The organism is Streptomyces musisoli, from assembly GCF_016741855.1.
GTDB classification, from domain to species: Bacteria; Actinomycetota; Actinomycetes; order Streptomycetales; family Streptomycetaceae; genus Streptomyces; species Streptomyces musisoli.
Genome location: NZ_JAERRH010000011.1, coordinates 149,287 through 164,233, shown reverse-complemented (window position 1 = coordinate 164,233; position 14,947 = coordinate 149,287). Strand labels below are relative to the sequence as shown.

At 71.4% G+C, this 14,947-nt stretch carries 13 protein-coding genes; 10 read left to right on the top strand and 3 right to left on the bottom strand.

The window, feature by feature from the left end; all coding sequences use genetic code 11:
- Positions 1-106: 106 nt before the first annotated feature.
- The 4 genes from JK361_RS26850 (at position 107) to mutM (ending at position 2,724) form a co-directional block, all read left to right on the top strand.
- Entirely contained in the window at positions 107-760 is a 654-nt protein-coding gene (locus tag JK361_RS26850) for a YceD family protein (RefSeq protein ID WP_201822653.1), read from the top strand.
- A 2-nt stretch (positions 761-762) separates the two neighbouring features.
- Positions 763-936: a 50S ribosomal protein L32 gene (gene rpmF, locus JK361_RS26845; RefSeq protein WP_003951102.1), complete on the top strand. Its 174-nt coding sequence runs from the start codon at positions 763-765 to the stop codon at positions 934-936.
- Positions 937-956: 20 nt separating this feature from the next.
- Positions 957-1,772: a ribonuclease III gene (gene rnc, locus JK361_RS26840; RefSeq protein WP_201822651.1), complete on the top strand. Its 816-nt coding sequence runs from the start codon at positions 957-959 to the stop codon at positions 1,770-1,772.
- Between the two features lie 91 nt (positions 1,773-1,863).
- A complete protein-coding gene (gene mutM / locus JK361_RS26835; protein WP_201822541.1) occupies positions 1,864-2,724 on the top strand; it encodes a bifunctional DNA-formamidopyrimidine glycosylase/DNA-(apurinic or apyrimidinic site) lyase in 861 nt (286 codons plus the stop codon).
- Here the strand turns inward: mutM and JK361_RS26830 are convergent.
- Positions 2,697-3,092, bottom strand: coding sequence for a winged helix-turn-helix transcriptional regulator (locus JK361_RS26830; protein WP_201822540.1), 396 nt, complete (start codon positions 3,090-3,092; stop codon positions 2,697-2,699). The two genes, mutM and JK361_RS26830, sit on opposite strands and share 28 nt — an antisense overlap.
- Before the next feature lie 135 nt (positions 3,093-3,227).
- On the opposite strand from JK361_RS26830, the gene JK361_RS26825 reads away from it, so the two are divergent.
- Both JK361_RS26825 and JK361_RS26820 read left to right on the top strand, forming a co-directional pair.
- Positions 3,228-3,812 (top strand): flavodoxin family protein, encoded by a 585-nt coding sequence (locus tag JK361_RS26825; protein WP_201822539.1) that lies wholly within the window; start codon positions 3,228-3,230, stop codon positions 3,810-3,812.
- A gap of 816 nt (positions 3,813-4,628) precedes the next feature.
- Positions 4,629-5,057, top strand: a complete 429-nt coding sequence (locus JK361_RS26820; protein WP_201822537.1) for a DUF7144 family membrane protein — start codon at positions 4,629-4,631, stop codon at positions 5,055-5,057.
- Between the two features lie 130 nt (positions 5,058-5,187).
- On the opposite strand, the gene JK361_RS26815 is transcribed toward JK361_RS26820, so the two are convergent.
- Positions 5,188-6,741, bottom strand: coding sequence for a CAP domain-containing protein (locus JK361_RS26815; protein WP_201822535.1), 1,554 nt, complete (start codon positions 6,739-6,741; stop codon positions 5,188-5,190).
- Between the two features lie 198 nt (positions 6,742-6,939).
- Here JK361_RS26815 and JK361_RS26810 point away from each other — a divergent pair, with 198 nt between their 5' ends.
- From JK361_RS26810 to JK361_RS26795, 4 genes are all read left to right on the top strand, one after another.
- The gene (locus tag JK361_RS26810; protein ID WP_201822533.1) at positions 6,940-7,221 is read left to right on the top strand and encodes an acylphosphatase; all 282 of its coding nucleotides are present in this window, start codon (positions 6,940-6,942) and stop codon (positions 7,219-7,221) included.
- A 382-nt stretch (positions 7,222-7,603) separates the two neighbouring features.
- Complete coding sequence (locus JK361_RS26805; RefSeq protein WP_030346494.1) at positions 7,604-7,807, top strand: hypothetical protein; 204 nt, start codon at positions 7,604-7,606, stop codon at positions 7,805-7,807.
- A 246-nt stretch (positions 7,808-8,053) separates the two neighbouring features.
- Positions 8,054-11,944, top strand: a complete 3,891-nt coding sequence (locus tag JK361_RS26800) for an SMC hinge domain-related protein (protein ID WP_201822531.1) — start codon at positions 8,054-8,056, stop codon at positions 11,942-11,944.
- 238 nt (positions 11,945-12,182) lie between these two features.
- On the top strand, positions 12,183-13,601 hold the full coding sequence (locus JK361_RS26795; protein WP_201822529.1) for a sugar porter family MFS transporter: 1,419 nt from the start codon (positions 12,183-12,185) through the stop codon (positions 13,599-13,601).
- A 270-nt stretch (positions 13,602-13,871) separates the two neighbouring features.
- On the opposite strand, the gene JK361_RS26790 is transcribed toward JK361_RS26795, so the two are convergent.
- A complete protein-coding gene (locus JK361_RS26790) occupies positions 13,872-14,843 on the bottom strand; it encodes an LLM class flavin-dependent oxidoreductase (RefSeq protein WP_201822527.1) in 972 nt (323 codons plus the stop codon).
- Positions 14,844-14,947 lie beyond the last annotated feature (104 nt).

The window sequence follows — 14,947 nt, the reverse complement described above, 5'->3', positions numbered from 1 at the left end:
AAAGGTCCAGTATCCTGGCTCTTCGGTCGCGCGTATGTCCGCGATCACCGCTGCCCGGGAACACCTACGGGCGGTGTCCCTTCGAGTTCGCAGATCGAAAGCAGGAATGGCCTCCAACGCCCGCCTCGACCACCGCAACCCCCTCGTGTTCGACACGCACGAGCTGGGCCGGCGTCCTGGCGCGCTCCAGCGCCTGACCCGCACGATCGACGCTCCCGCCGATCTCGGCATCCAGGGGGTCATCGGAGTGCCGACAGGCGCCCCGCTGGAACTCGAACTCCGGCTCGAGTCGGTCATGGAAGGGGTGCTCGTCACAGGCACCGCCCGTGCACAGGCCGAGGGGGAGTGCGTAAGGTGTCTGGAGCCGGTCGGGCTGGAGCTCGAAGCGGACTTCCAGGAACTGTTCTCGTACCCTGACGCCGACGACCGGGGCCGCGTGATCGCGGAACCGGGCGACGACGCCGAGGACGACGAGGACAGGTTCTTCCTCGAGGACGGCCTGTTCGACCTCGAACCTCTGCTGCGCGATGCGGTGGTGCTCGCACTGCCGATGCAGCCGGTGTGCCAGGAAGACTGCCCGGGCCTGTGCTCCGAGTGCGGAGTGCGGCTCGCGGACGACCCGGACCACCACCACGACGCCGTCGACATCCGTTGGGCGGCTTTGCAGGGACTCGCCGGTTCACTCGAAGACGGCGAGAAGGACGAGATGAGCGGCGGCGCGCCTCAGTCAGCACGCGCCGACGAGAAGCAGGAGAAGTAGCCGTGGCTGTTCCGAAGCGGAAGATGTCGCGCAGCAACACGCGCCACCGCCGGTCGCAGTGGAAGGCTGCGGTCCCCACCCTGGTTGCGTGCGAGCGCTGCCACGAGCCCAAGCAGCAGCACATCGCGTGCCCGTCTTGCGGCACCTACAACAAGCGCCAGGTCCTCGAAGTCTGAGCGGGCTGGTGAGAGGCACTGTGTCCACGGCGAAGAAGCACGGCCAGGCGGACAACCAGGCCTCGTCCCACACGCTTCTGGAAGGGCGGCTCGGCTACCAGGTCGAGTCCGCCCTTCTGGTGCGAGCGCTGACCCACCGTTCCTACGCGTACGAGAACGGCGGTCTGCCGACGAACGAGCGGCTGGAGTTCCTCGGGGACTCCGTGCTGGGTCTCGTCGTCACGGACACGCTGTACCGCACCCACCCCGACCTGCCCGAGGGCCAGCTGGCCAAGCTGCGGGCCGCGGTGGTCAACTCGCGTGCGCTGGCGGAGGTCGGCCGTGGGCTCGACCTGGGCGCCTTCATCCGGCTCGGCCGGGGTGAAGAGGGCACGGGCGGCCGGGACAAGGCATCCATCCTCGCCGACACCCTCGAAGCGGTGATCGGCGCGGTCTATCTCGACCAGGGTCTCGACGCGGCCTCCGAACTGGTGCACCGCCTGTTCGACCCGCTGATCGAGAAGTCCTCCAATCTCGGCGCCGGCCTGGACTGGAAGACGTCCTTGCAGGAGCTGACCGCGATCGAGGGACTCGGCGTGCCCGAGTACCTGGTCACGGAGACCGGCCCCGACCACGAGAAGACTTTCACTGCTGCCGCCCGCGTCGGAGGCGTCTCGTACGGCACCGGCACCGGCCGCAGCAAGAAGGAGGCGGAGCAGCAGGCCGCCGAGTCCGCATGGCGGTCCATCCGGGCCGCGGCGGACGAGCGCGCCAAGGCGGCCGAGGAGGCCAAAGCGGTCGCTCAGGCCGCAGCGGCCGCGGCCAAGGACGACGACGCGTCGTCCGCCACCGCCTGAGAAGCAGCACACGAGCGCCCGCCCCGGCCGTCCCGGCCGGCGCGGGCGCTCGGCTCATCCACCGGTCCGTACGGTTCTGACGGGGGTCCCGATGCCCGAGTTGCCCGAGGTCGAGGTCGTCCGGCGGGGCCTGGAGCGCTGGGTCGCCCACCGGACCGTCGCCGGGACCGAGGTGCTGCACCCGCGTGCCGTGCGCCGGCACCTCGCCGGGCCCGACGACTTCGCGCACCGTCTCAAGGGCCACCACATCGGCACCCCCTGCCGGCGCGGCAAGTATCTGTGGCTGCCGCTGGAGGAGACCAACCAGTCCGTCCTGGCCCACCTCGGCATGAGCGGCCAGCTGCTGGTCCAGCCGCAGGACGCCCCGGACGAGAAGCACCTGCGCATCCGCGTCCGGTTCGCCGACTCGCTCGGCACCGAGCTGCGCTTCGTCGACCAGCGCACCTTCGGCGGACTGTCGTTGCACGACAACACCCCCGACGGCCTGCCCGACGTCATCGCGCACATCGCCCGGGACCCGCTGGACCCGCTCTTCGACGACGACGACTTCCACCGGGCGCTGCGCCGCAAGCGGACCACCATCAAACGGGCCCTGCTGGACCAGTCGCTGATCAGCGGGGTCGGCAACATCTACGCGGACGAGGCCCTGTGGCGCGCCCGCGTCCACTACGAGCGCCCGACCGCGAACTTCACCCGCCCGGTGACGGCGGAGCTGCTCGGCCACGTCCGGGACGTGATGAACGCGGCCCTCGCCGTGGGCGGCACCAGCTTCGACAGCCTGTACGTCAACGTCAACGGCGAGTCCGGCTACTTCGACCGGTCCCTGGACGCGTACGGCCGCGAGGGCCTGCCGTGCAAGCGCTGCGGCACCCCCATGCGCCGCCGGCCCTGGATGAACCGGTCCAGCTACTTCTGCCCGAAGTGTCAGAGGGCGCCGCGCGTCTCGTCGTAACGCGTGCGGGCCGCGAGGACGTCGTCCATCGCGCCCTCCACGCAGTGAATGAGCGCCAGCAGCCGCTCGGCGACCTGCCGGCCCAGCGGCGTCAACCGGTAGTCCACGCGGGGCGGGTTCGTCGGCTGGGCCTCGCGGTGCACCAGACCGTCGCGCTCCAGCGCGTGCAGCGTCTGGGACAGCATCTTCTCGCTCACCCCGTCCACGCGCCGGCGCAGCTCGTTGAAGCGCAGTGATCCCTCGTACAGCGCGCCGAGCGTCAGCCCGCCCCAGCGGCCCGTGACGTGCTCCAGCGTGCCGCGGGACGGGCACGCCTTGGCGAAGACGTCGTACGCGAGGTCGTCGTGGTCATCGGTGCTGACGGTCATGGCAACAAGGGTACGCCCGTACAGCGCTAACCAGAAGGTTGCACTAACTGTCAGTTAGTGCTTTCCTGTGGTTATCGCTTTTGAGCTGCCCACACGGCCGAGCTGCCGCTTTCGCTGCCCTTTCGAGGAGTCCGCATGACCACACCCGTCGTTTCCATCGCCTACCACTCGGGCTACGGCCACACCGCCGTCATCGCCGAGGCCGTCCGCGCCGGTGCCGCCGACGCGGGTGCCGAGGTTCACCTGATCAAGGTGGACGAGATCACCGAGGAGCAGTGGGAGACGCTGGACCGCTCCGACGCGATCGTGTTCGGCTCGCCCACCTACATGGGCACCGCGTCCGGCGCCTTCCACGTCTTCGCCGAGGCCACCTCCAAGCGCTGGTTCGGCCAGGACTGGAAGGACAAGCTGGCCGCCGGCTTCACCAACTCGGGGTCCAAGAGCGGCGACAAGCTGCACACCCTCCAGTTCTTCCAGACGCTCGCCGCCCAGCACGGCATGCACTGGGTCAACCTCGGCCTGCTCCCGGGCTGGAACAGCACCACCGGTTCCGAGAACGACCTGAACCGCCTCGGCTTCTTCGCCGGCGCCGCCGCCCAGAGCAACAGCGACCAGGGCCCCGAGGGCGTCCACAAGGCCGACATCGCCACCGCCGAGCACCTGGGCCGCCGGGTGACGCAGACGGCGAAGGTGTTCGCGCGCGGACGGGTCGCCGCGTAGGACAGGCCGGCGCGCCGCACACGGCCCCGGGATCTCCCCTTCGGGGGGACCCGGGGCCGTCGCCGTGACCGGTGATGGCCGGACCCCCGGTACGGCCGCCGTGGGAGGGCGGCTCGACTCGCACCGGGTCGGCTGTCGGATGGAAACGGCTACACCGTCCGAGGGGATCACCCGTTCGAGACGGTCGCCGCCCATGCCGGCGCGACCGGGTCAGGGGCAACGCGCCCACCAACTGCGCGGGCAGCGACCTCGCCGTCCCGAACTGCTCGGGCTGACCCCAGGCCCCTCCGTCGGGCAGGAGCCTCCGTCGGTCAGGAGCCTCCCTCGGGCAGGAGCCTCCGTCGGGCAGGAGCCTCCCTCGGTCAGAAGCCTCCGTCGGTCAGGAGCCTCCCGCGGGCAGGAGCCGACACCCTCCGCCCCCGACAGGCCCGACAGTCCCGACGGGCCCGGCGCGCGGTGCCGTGACGGCCGGCGTCTCCGGCTCCGTGGCCACCGCTCGCCGAGCAGTGAGAACGGCCCCCGACCCGGGCAACCGGTCGGGGGCCGCTCGCATGTCCGTTTCTTCGTCCGGCCGCCCCGAGAACTCCCGCGCCGGGCGACACTGCGGCGGCTGCTTCTTCCACTGCCACCGGTGCCCCGGCCTCCCAGGGGACCGGCGCCTCGACTGCCACTGACTCCGTCGCCCCGGAGACGGCCCGCGGTCGCGCCACGGCGCCGGAATGCCGACGGAGTGCCGTCATGCCACGCTGAGATCAGGATCGAGTCGGTCCAGAAGGCTCGGCCCAGCGGATGGCTTTGCGACCCAAGGAGGCCGACATGGCCCGTGACGCCAACGCCGACCCGCGCCCCTGGCATGCGCCCACGTCCGGTACCACCGCCTTCGCCGCAGCACTGATGATCTTCGGCGGAGCCATGGCGATCTTCGAGGGAATCGCCGCCATCGCCAAGGACGACCTGTTCCTCGTGACCCGTCACTATGTGTTCGACTTCAGCCTGACGGGTTGGGGATGGGTCCACCTCATTCTGGGAATCGTCATCGTCATCGCAGGCTGCGCCGTACTCGGCGGCCAGTTGTGGGCACGCTTCCTCGGTGTGTTCGTGGCGGGCCTGGGCGCGCTCGCGAACTTCCTGTGGGTGCCGTACTACCCCCTGTGGGCCCTGACGCTGGTCGCCGTCAACGTCTTCATCGTCTGGGCCCTGTGCATGGGCATGCACAGGGAAGCCCACGACGACCGGACGGCCTGACCCGAAACGTGCCCACGGGCCGCGAGGACGGCACGGCTGCCGATGACGGCCCCGAGACGGCCGAGACCCCCTCGAAGGACGCTGTCACCCCTTGCTGACCTGCGGGACTCTCTGTAGACCTGGGGGATTCTCAGTACCCGAAGTCCTGCGTCCACAAAGGCCCGCCCGAGCCGAAGTGAACGCCGACGCCGAGGGTCTTGAAGCCGCAGTTCAGGATGTTGGCGCGATGCTCGGGGTCGTTCATCCAAGCGGTCATCACGGCCGCCGCGTCGCCCTGGCCCCGGGCGATGTTCTCGCCGCCGAGACCGGTGATGCCGGCCTTCGCCGCCCGGTCCCACGGCGTCCTGCCGTCCGGGTCGGTGTGGTCGAAGAAGCTCCGTGCGGCCATGTCGTCGCTGAGCGCCCCGGCCAGCCCGGTCAGCGAGGAGTTCGCCGCCAGCGGGCTGCAGCCGGCCTTCGCCCGCTCGTTGTTGACCAGCGTCAGCACCTCGGCCCCGATGGCGGCCTCCTGCGACACCGTGACCGGCGGGGACGACACAGACGGCGCCTTCGTGGCCGTACGGGACGGGGACGGCTTCGGCTTGGCCGACGTGGCGGGCGCGGCCGGCTTGGCCGGGGCCGAGGAGGCGGAGGGCCTGGCCGGGGTGGAGGGCGTCGACGGCTTGGCCGGCGTGGAAGGAGCGGACGGCTTGGCCGAGGTCGCGGAGGGCGCGGGCGACCGGGACGGCTTGGCCGACGCGGGGGGCACGGGCGGCTTGGCCGACGCGGCGGGTGCCGACGGCTTGGCGGGCCGGTTCGGCTTGGCGGTCGCTGCGGGCTCGGCCGGCCTGGCGGTCGGTGTCGGCCTTGTGGGCGCGGACCACCGCTTGGACGGCGTGGTCCTCGGCGCCGGCTTCTCGGCGGCCTTCCGCGACGGCGCCGGCTTCTCGGCGGCCTTCCGCGACGGCGTCGGCTTCTCGGCGGCCTTCCGCGACGGGGCCGGCTTCGGGGAGGCCGGCTTGGACGGGGAGGCGGACGCGGAGGCCGACGGCCTGGGGGAGCCGGACCGCTCGGTGCCGCCACCGGTGGAGTTGCCGGTGCGGCCGTCCACGCGGCCGCTGTCGCCGGCGTCGGCGCTGCCCGAGCTGCCGCCCTGCGCGCTCGCCGTGTTGCCGGGCGCCGCCGCGGTCTGCACATGGTCCCGGCCGGCGGTGTGCGAACCGCCGCCGAGCCGGTAGCTCTCCAGGCCCGGCACCACGCCCGTGGCCACCGCGATCGTGCCGAGGGCCACGGCGACGGACACGCCGAGCAGGCCCGTGCGCACCGGCCGGGCGGCGGCCGTCCGCCGCCGGGGGCCGTGGGACGGCTCGCCGTCCGGGCCGGAACCGCCGCCCGCGGAGCCGTCACCACCGAAATCGCCGCCGAAGCCGTCGCCGGAGCCGTCGCCACCGAAGCCGCCGCCGGAGCCGGGCGTGGCCCGTGTCGCGTCGGCGCCCGTCTCGAACAGGAAGGCCTGGGCCTTCGCCGTGGCCTCGGCGTACGCCTCGGGGTTCAGATAGGGCGCCGTGCCCATGGGGACCGGGCGCGGCCCCGCGGACGAGTGCTGGGGGCCTTCGCTCCCGGTGCCGGAGCTTTGCGTGTGCGTAGCGCCGGTGGCGCGGCCCGTGGCGGCGCGGCCGGCGGCGGAGCGACGGTGGCGTCCCATGTCCTTGCCCTCTTCCTGGTACGCGCGGTCGACCCGGTGCCTGCACGGCGGGTGACCCCCCGGCGGGTCACTCCCTCTGGCCGATCCGACTCGCTCGATCGAGCGAGTTTTCATATGCGATGCACTGAATCCGGACCGTACCCCATGGCGCCGGAGGACGACGTGTCCCAGGCGACACCGGCCGGTTAGGTTGCACCCATGACTGAGGAAGTACGACTGGTCGCCTGGGTGCGCGGACGCGTGCAGGGTGTGGGTTTCCGCTGGTTCACGCGTGCCAAGGCACTGGAGATCGGCGGGTTGAGTGGTTTTGCTCTCAATTTGGCCGACGGGCGGGTCCAAGTGGTCGCGGAGGGGCCCCGGCAGGGCTGCGAGGGGCTGCTGGACTGGCTCCAGGGCAGCGACACGCCCGGACACGTGGACGGTGTCACAGAGATCTGGGACACACCCCGGGGCGGCTACGACGGCTTCGCCATTCGCTGAGCCACCCCCGCCGAACCCGGTGGGCCGAGGGCCGGCGAGCTGCCAGTGGCACGTGCGGAAAGCGGAAACCCCCTGGTGGTTGCCAACAGGGGCGTGGCATGGCAGGCTCCGCTGATACTGCTGGTCGCCACGCCCTGAGGGCCCGGAGGAGTCGCAGCGCCGCCGTTTTTCCCGGCTGTGCGCCCCGGTTTGCCCGCCAATACAGGGCGTGATCGTGTTGACCGTCAAACTTTTTGGTGAGACGCTGAAAGCCCCGCGCACCTTAGCTGTTTGGCATGGAGCAACAGCAGAGCAACACCCGGATGTGCCAAGCACCGCGGGTGCGAATCCCTCACGACCCACACCGCATCGGTCGGTCACTCAGTGTGGAGGACCATCCATCATGGCAAAGGCGCTTCTCGGTTACGTCGGCGGCTCCGACCCGCGACTCCTCGCCGAGATGCGACGGCTGCAGCAGCGCGTCCAGGACCTGGAGTCCGAACTCGGACGGATCCAGGCGGAGAACGAAGCGCTGACGGCTGCCGCCTCTCAGGACAGGATCATGGAGAGCATCGACGCACACCAGGCGGAGCCTGCGCTGACCTGATCGCTGCTTCGGCTCCACGACAGCAGTCGCAGCGACCGGGCTGCCCGTATCAACCGCTCAGTTGATCCATCCGGCTGTAACCCAGTCGACAGAGTTGCAAGGGACGCTTCGGCGTCCCTTCGTTCTTTCCCCCCGCATCCTTTCACCTTCTTTAACGTTTGGTGTGCCCTGCGTGTTCAGTGGCGAAACCGTGGGGTTGCGAGTGTTCGTGGAGTGAGATAGCAGCGCCGGGTAGAGTCCAGCGGCGTGCACCTCAAGGCCCTGACCCTCCGCGGGTTCAAGTCGTTCGCCTCGGCGACCACGCTCCGGTTCGAACCCGGCATCACGTGTGTCGTCGGCCCGAACGGCTCGGGCAAGTCCAATGTCGTGGACGCGCTCAGCTGGGTCATGGGCGAGCAGGGTGCCAAGTCGCTGCGAGGCGGCAAGATGGAGGACGTCATCTTCGCCGGCACCACCGGCCGCCCGCCACTGGGCCGCGCCGAGGTGTCCCTGACCATCGACAACTCCGACGGCGCCCTGCCCATCGAGTACGCCGAGGTCACCATCACGCGGATCATGTTCCGCAACGGCGGCAGCGAATACCAGATCAACGGCGACACCTGCCGTCTGCTGGACATCCAGGAACTCCTCTCCGACTCCGGCATCGGCCGCGAGATGCACGTCATCGTCGGCCAGGGCCAGCTCGACTCCGTCCTGCACGCCGACCCCATGGGCCGCCGCGCCTTCATCGAGGAGGCGGCCGGAGTCCTCAAGCACCGCAAGCGCAAGGAGAAGGCGCTGCGCAAGCTGGACGCGATGCAGGCCAACCTCGCGCGCGTGCAGGACCTCACCGACGAACTGCGCCGCCAGCTCAAGCCGCTGGGCCGGCAGGCGGCGGTTGCGCGCAGGGCGGCCGTCATCCAGGCCGACCTCCGCGACGCCCGTCTGCGGCTCCTCGCCGACGACCTGGTGCGCCTGCGCGAAGCCCTCCAGGCCGAGATCGCCGACGAGGCGGCCCTGAAGGAACGCAAGGAGGCCGCCGAGCGGGAGCTGAAGAGGGCCCTCCACCGCGAGGCCCTGCTCGAGGACGAGGTACGCCGGCTCACACCGCGCCTCCAGCGCGCCCAGCAGACCTGGTACGAGCTGTCCCAGCTTGCCGAACGCGTGCGCGGCACCGTCTCGCTGGCCGACGCCCGGGTCAAGAGCGCCACCTCCGCGCCCCCCGAGGAGCGGCGCGGCCGGGACCCCGAGGACCTGGAGCGCGAGGCCGCCCGCATCCGCGAGCAGGAGGGCGAGCTGGAGGCCGCCCTGGAAGCGGCCCAGCGCGCCCTCGACGACACCGTCGCCCACCGCGCGGAACTGGAGCGCGAGCTGGCGGTGGAGGAGCGCCGGCTGAAGGACGCCGCCCGCGCCATCGCCGACCGCCGCGAGGGCCTCGCCCGGCTGTCCGGGCAGGTCAACGCGGCTCGTTCGCGTGCCGCCTCCGCCCAGGCCGAGATCGACCGGCTGGCCACGGCCCGCGACGAGGCGCAGGAGCGCGCGGTCGGTGCGCAGGAGGAGTACGAGGCCCTGAAGGCGGAGGTCGACGGCCTGGACGCCGGCGACGCCGAACTGGCCGGGCGGCACGAGACCGCCAAACGGCAGCTGGCGGAGGCGGAGGCGGCCCTGAGCGCGGCCCGCGAGGCCCTCACCGCCGCCGAGCGGAGCCGGGCGGCGACCCAGGCCCGCCACGAGGCGCTGGCCCTGGGCCTCCGGCGCAAGGACGGCACCGGAATACTGCTCGGCGCCCGCGACCGGCTCACCGGCATCCTGGGCCCCGCCGCCGAGCTGCTGACGGTCACCCCCGGCTACGAGGTGCCGCTGGCCGCAGCCTTCGGCGCCGCGGCGGACGCGATCGCCGTGACGACTCCGGCAGCGGCGGCCGAGGCGATCACCCTCCTGCGCAAACAGGACGGCGGCAGGGCGACCCTGATCCTGGCAGGTGCCCCAGACCCCCTCCCCCCACGAACCGCCCCCCGCACGACGAACCACAACACCCCAGCAGCCACCGAGGGCTACGTGCCGCCCCAAACGACCGCGGAGATCCGCGCGACGGGCCACGACGATCCCGCGGCCGAGAACGGCGTCCAGCCTTCCGCCAGGGGCGCGGGGAACTGCGCGACAGACCACGACGAACCCGCAGACGACACCGGCGTCCCGCCCCACGACGCCCCGGCAACCCACGACGAGCCGGCGTCCGACAGGCACCCCAGCACCTCCCCGGCAACCCACGACGAACCGGCGGCCGACACCGGCGTCCCGCCCCACACCTCCCCGGCAAGCCACAACGAACCCGCGGCCGACAGACACCCCCGCACTCCCCTCCTCGCCGCCGACCTGGTCCGCGGCCCCGCCGAACTCCTCCCCGCGGTCCGCCGCCTCCTGCAAGGAATCGCGGTGGTCGACGGTCTGGAGGACGCGGAGGCCCTGGTCTACTCCCGCCCGGACCTGACCGCCGTCACCGCCGAGGGCGACCTCCTCGGCGCCCACTTCGCGCACGGCGGCTCGGCCGGCGCGCCCAGCCTGCTGGAGGTGCAGGCCTCCGTGGACGAGGCCGCCGCCGAGCTGGCCGACCTGGCGGTCCGCTGCGAGGAACTGGCCGAGGCCCAGCACACGGCGGCCGAGCGCCGCAGGCACACCGCGGCCCTCGTCGAGGAGCTGGGGGAGCGGCGCCGGGCCGCCGACCGGGAGAAGTCGGCCGTGGCCCAGCAACTCGGGCGGCTGGCCGGACAGGCCCGCGGGGCCGCAGGCGAGGCCGAACGGTCGGCCGCGGCCGCGGCACGTGCGCAGGAGGCGCTGGAGAAGGCCGTACAGGAGGCCGAGGAGCTGGCCGAGCGGCTGGCCGTGGCCGAGGAGATGCCGGTGGACGAGGAACCGGACACCTCGGTGCGGGACCGGCTCGCCGCCGACGGGGCCAACGCCCGGCAGACCGAGATGGAGGCCCGCCTCCAGGCCCGTACGCACGAGGAGCGGGTCAAGGGGCTCGCCGGCCGCGCCGACTCGCTCGACCGGGCGGCCCGTGCCGAACGCGAGGCACGCGCGCGTGCCGAGCAGCGCCGGGCCCGGCTGGGGCACGAGGCGGCCGTGGCCGAGGCCGTCGCCCACGGTGCCCGGCAGCTGCTCGCGCATGTCGAGGTGTCCCTGGGCCGGGCCGAGCGGGAGCGCTCCGCCGCCGAGGCCGCCAAGGCCCGGGGCGAGCAGGAGCTGGCCGCGGCCCGCACGGCCGGCCGTGAACTGAAGGCCGAACTGGACAAGTTGACGGATTCGGTTCACCGGGGCGAGGTACTCGGCGCCGAGAAGCGGCTGCGCATAGAGCAGCTGGAGTCCAAGGCGCTGGAGGAGCTGGGTGTCGAACCGGAGGGGCTGGTGTCGGAGTACGGTCCGCGCCAGCTCGTGCCGCCCTCGCCCCCCGCCGACGGCGAGCAGCTGCCGGACGACCCCGGACACCCCCGTAACCAGCCCCGCCCCTTCGTGCGCGCCGAGCAGGAGAAGCGGCTCAAGGCGGCCGAGCGGGCGTACCAGCAGCTGGGCAAGGTCAACCCGCTGGCGCTGGAGGAGTTCGCCGCGCTGGAGGAGCGGCACAAGTTCCTCAGCGAGCAGCTGGAGGACCTGAAGAAGACCCGGGCCGACCTGCTTCAAGTGGTGAAGGAGGTCGATGAGCGCGTCGAGCAGGTGTTCACCGAGGCCTACCGGGACACCGCCCGCGAGTTCGAGGGCGTCTTCGGCCGGCTGTTCCCGGGCGGCGAGGGCCGCCTGGTGCTGACCGACCCCGACGACATGCTCAGCACGGGCGTGGACGTCGAGGCGCGTCCGCCGGGCAAGAAGGTCAAGCGGCTCTCCCTGCTCTCGGGCGGCGAACGCTCGCTGACGGCCGTCGCGCTGCTGGCGTCGATCTTCAAGGCCCGGCCGAGCCCGTTCTACGTCATGGACGAGGTCGAGGCCGCGCTGGACGACACCAACCTCCAGCGGCTGATCCGGATCATGCAGGAGCTCCAGGAGGCCTCGCAGCTGATCGTGATCACGCACCAGAAGCGCACGATGGAGGTCGCCGACGCGCTCTACGGCGTGTCCATGCAGGGGGACGGCGTGTCCAAGGTCATCTCGCAGCGCCTTCGCTGACGCTTTCAAGATCACGACGAAGATCAACTGACTCGGTGTTCACTTCTTGAACACGGAGCGCCTTTGCGTGACTCGAAACTCACAGCAGCCGAACTATTGACTTCGAAACTTGAAGGCATAGTCTCTGCAACGTTGCTTTTACCTTCAGGTGTGAGTGGTGTGAACCTGTGCACCACGGGATACCTGGATGGGATCACCCCCACCCGCGGCAGCGTTGCCGTGGCCCGAGGAGTTTTACGTGACCAGCACAGCGCAGGCACCTCAGTCAGGAGCCGGGACGGCTCACCCCGACCATCTCGGGCATGTCATCTTCATCGCGGCGGCTGCCGCCATGGGCGGCTTCCTGTTCGGTTACGACAGCTCTGTGATCAACGGCGCGGTCGAGGCCATCCGCAGCAAGTACGACATCGGCTCCGCGGCCCTCGCCCAGGTCATCGCGATCGCCCTGATCGGCTGTGCCATCGGCGCCGCCACCGCCGGCCGCATAGCCGACCGGATCGGCCGCATCCGCTGCATGCAGATCGCCGCCGTCCTCTTCACCATCAGCGCCGTCGGCTCCGCGCTGCCCTTCGCGCTGTGGGACCTCGCCTTCTGGCGCATTGTCGGCGGCTTCGCCATCGGCATGGCCTCCGTCATCGGCCCCGCCTATATCGCCGAGGTCGCCCCGCCCGCCTACCGCGGCCGGCTCGGCTCCTTCCAGCAGGCCGCGATCGTCGTCGGCATCGCCATCTCCCAGCTGGTCAACTGGGGGCTGCTCAACGCCGCCGGCGGCGACCAGCGCGGCAAGCTGATGGGCCTGGAGGCCTGGCAGGTCATGCTCGGCGTGATGGTCGTCCCGGCCGTCCTGTACGGCCTGCTGTCCTTCGCGATCCCCGAGTCCCCGCGCTTCCTGCTCTCCGTCGGCAAGCAGGACCGGGCCCGTGAGATTCTCGCCGAGGTCGAGGGCAAGGACGTCGACCTGGACGCCCGCGTCGCCGAGATCGAGCACGCGATGAAGAGCGAGCACAAGTCCACCTTCAAGGACCTGCTCGGCGGCTCCTTCTTCTTCAAGCCGATCGTCTGGGTCGGCATCGGCCTGTCGGTCTTCCAGCAGTTCGTCGGCATCAACGTCGCGTTCTACTACTCCTCGACGCTGTGGCAGTCGGTCGGCGTCGACCCGACGGACTCGTTCTTCTACTCCTTCACGACCTCGATCATCAACATCATCGGCACCGTGATCGCGATGATCTTCGTGGACCGCGTCGGCCGCAAGCCGCTCGCCCTGATCGGCTCGGTCGGCATGGCCGTCGGTCTCGCGCTGGAGGCCTGGGCGTTCAGCTACCACCTGGTCGACGGCAAGCTCCCGAGCACCCAGGGCTGGGTCGCCCTGATCGCCGCCCACGTGTTCGTCCTCTTCTTCGCCCTCTCCTGGGGCGTGGTGGTCTGGGTCTTCCTCGGCGAGATGTTCCCGAACAGGATCCGCGCCGCCGCCCTCGGTGTCGCCGCCGCCGCACAGTGGATCGCCAACTGGGCCATCACCGCGAGCTTCCCGTCGCTGGCCGAGTGGAACCTGTCCGGCACGTACGTGATCTACACCGTCTTCGCCGCGCTCTCCATCCCGTTCGTCCTGAAGTTCGTCAAGGAGACGAAGGGCAAGGCCCTGGAAGAGATGGGCTGACCCGCACCAGCGAGGCCCCCGGAACCCGGGGAGAAGGGCCAAGTCCCCGCTGCCCCTCTCCTCGCACCCTCCGCCGCCCCGGCCCGGCCACTGCCCGGCCCGGGGCGGCGGTCCCGTACCACGCCCCCCTCCGGCAAGCCGGAGGGGGACGGATGGGCAGATCTGTTCCACCGCCCGCACAACACGCGACGGGGAACGCGGCTCTGACCTGCGCAAACCCCGGCCACCCCTCATCGGCCGCCGGAACAGATCCACCAATCGCCGCCGACCCTAGGCGGGGGTCGTCGGGGTTACGCGTTCGGCGAAGAGGCGCAGGCTGCGCCAGGCCTCCTCCAGGGGCATGCCGCCCGCGAGCGGGTGCAGCACCAGGGTGTCCAGGCCCTGCGCCACGCACTGCTCCGGGGTGAGGACCCGGTACACGCCCTCCGCGCGCAGCTGCTCCACCGTCGTCGCCGCGGACTTCACCGCCGAGCGGATCTGGTCCGACTGCCAGGAGGCGTAGGTCCGGGCCTCGTGCAGGAAGTGCTCGCCGTACTCGGCCCACGCCCGGTCCGGGTCCTCGGCGAGGTGCAGGAGCGGGGTCTCGGCGGCCGGCATCATCGTCCAGCCCTCGGTGCCGTACTCGGTGAGCTTCTCCTTGTAGTACGCCTCCAGCTCCGGCAGGTGCGCGCTCGGGAAGAACGGCAGGCCGAGCCGGGCGGCCCGGCGGGCGGCGGCCTTCGAGGAGCCGCCGATCAGCAGCAGGGGGTGCGGTTCGGTGAACGGCCGGGGAGTGACCCGCACCCTGCGGCCGCGGTACTCGAACTCCTCGCCGGTCCACGCCGCCAGCAGGGTCTGAAGCAGCTCGTCCTGGAGCCGGCCCCGCCGCTTCCAGTCCACGTCGAACAGGGCGTACTCCTCGGGCCGGTAACCGATCCCGGCCACCGTCACCAGCCGGCCGCCGCTCAGCAGGTCCAGCACCGCGATCTCCTCGGCCAGCCGCAGCGGGTCGTGCAGCGGGCCGATCACCGCCGACACCGTGACCGCGATCCGGCGGGTCGCCCCGAACACCGCGCCGGCGAAGGCGAACGGCGACGGCAGCCAGTTGTTCTCGGCGCCGTGGTGCTCCTCGGTCTGCACGGTGCTGATCCCGTGCTCGTCCGCGTACGCCGCCATCTCCAGGGCGGCCCGGTAGCGGGCGGAGAGGGCGGCGGGGCTCGCGCCGGGAGCGACGAGGTTGAAACGTACGACCGTGACGGGCATGGGAAAGTCCCCCTCCGGTGCGTTGCGGTGGAGGGGGACGGTAGCTGACGTAGCGTCAGATATCTAGGAGGGTGACAGGAGGGCGAGGGGCGGGAGTGGTCCGT

Bases quoted from the DNA above. Each gene is read 5' to 3' on its own strand.
- JK361_RS26850 (WP_201822653.1), top strand. From the start codon at position 107: ATGGCCTCCAACGCCCGCCTCGACCACCGCAACCCCCTCGTGTTCGAC.
- mutM (WP_201822541.1), top strand. From the start codon at position 1,864: ATGCCCGAGTTGCCCGAGGTCGAGGTCGTCCGGCGGGGCCTGGAGCGC.
- JK361_RS26830 (WP_201822540.1), bottom strand. From the start codon at position 3,092: ATGACCGTCAGCACCGATGACCACGACGACCTCGCGTACGACGTCTTC.
- JK361_RS26825 (WP_201822539.1), top strand. From the start codon at position 3,228: ATGACCACACCCGTCGTTTCCATCGCCTACCACTCGGGCTACGGCCAC.
- JK361_RS26820 (WP_201822537.1), top strand. From the start codon at position 4,629: ATGGCCCGTGACGCCAACGCCGACCCGCGCCCCTGGCATGCGCCCACG.
- JK361_RS26815 (WP_201822535.1), bottom strand. From the start codon at position 6,741: ATGGGACGCCACCGTCGCTCCGCCGCCGGCCGCGCCGCCACGGGCCGC.
- JK361_RS26810 (WP_201822533.1), top strand. From the start codon at position 6,940: ATGACTGAGGAAGTACGACTGGTCGCCTGGGTGCGCGGACGCGTGCAG.
- JK361_RS26805 (WP_030346494.1), top strand. From the start codon at position 7,604: ATGGCAAAGGCGCTTCTCGGTTACGTCGGCGGCTCCGACCCGCGACTC.
- JK361_RS26790 (WP_201822527.1), bottom strand. From the start codon at position 14,843: ATGCCCGTCACGGTCGTACGTTTCAACCTCGTCGCTCCCGGCGCGAGC.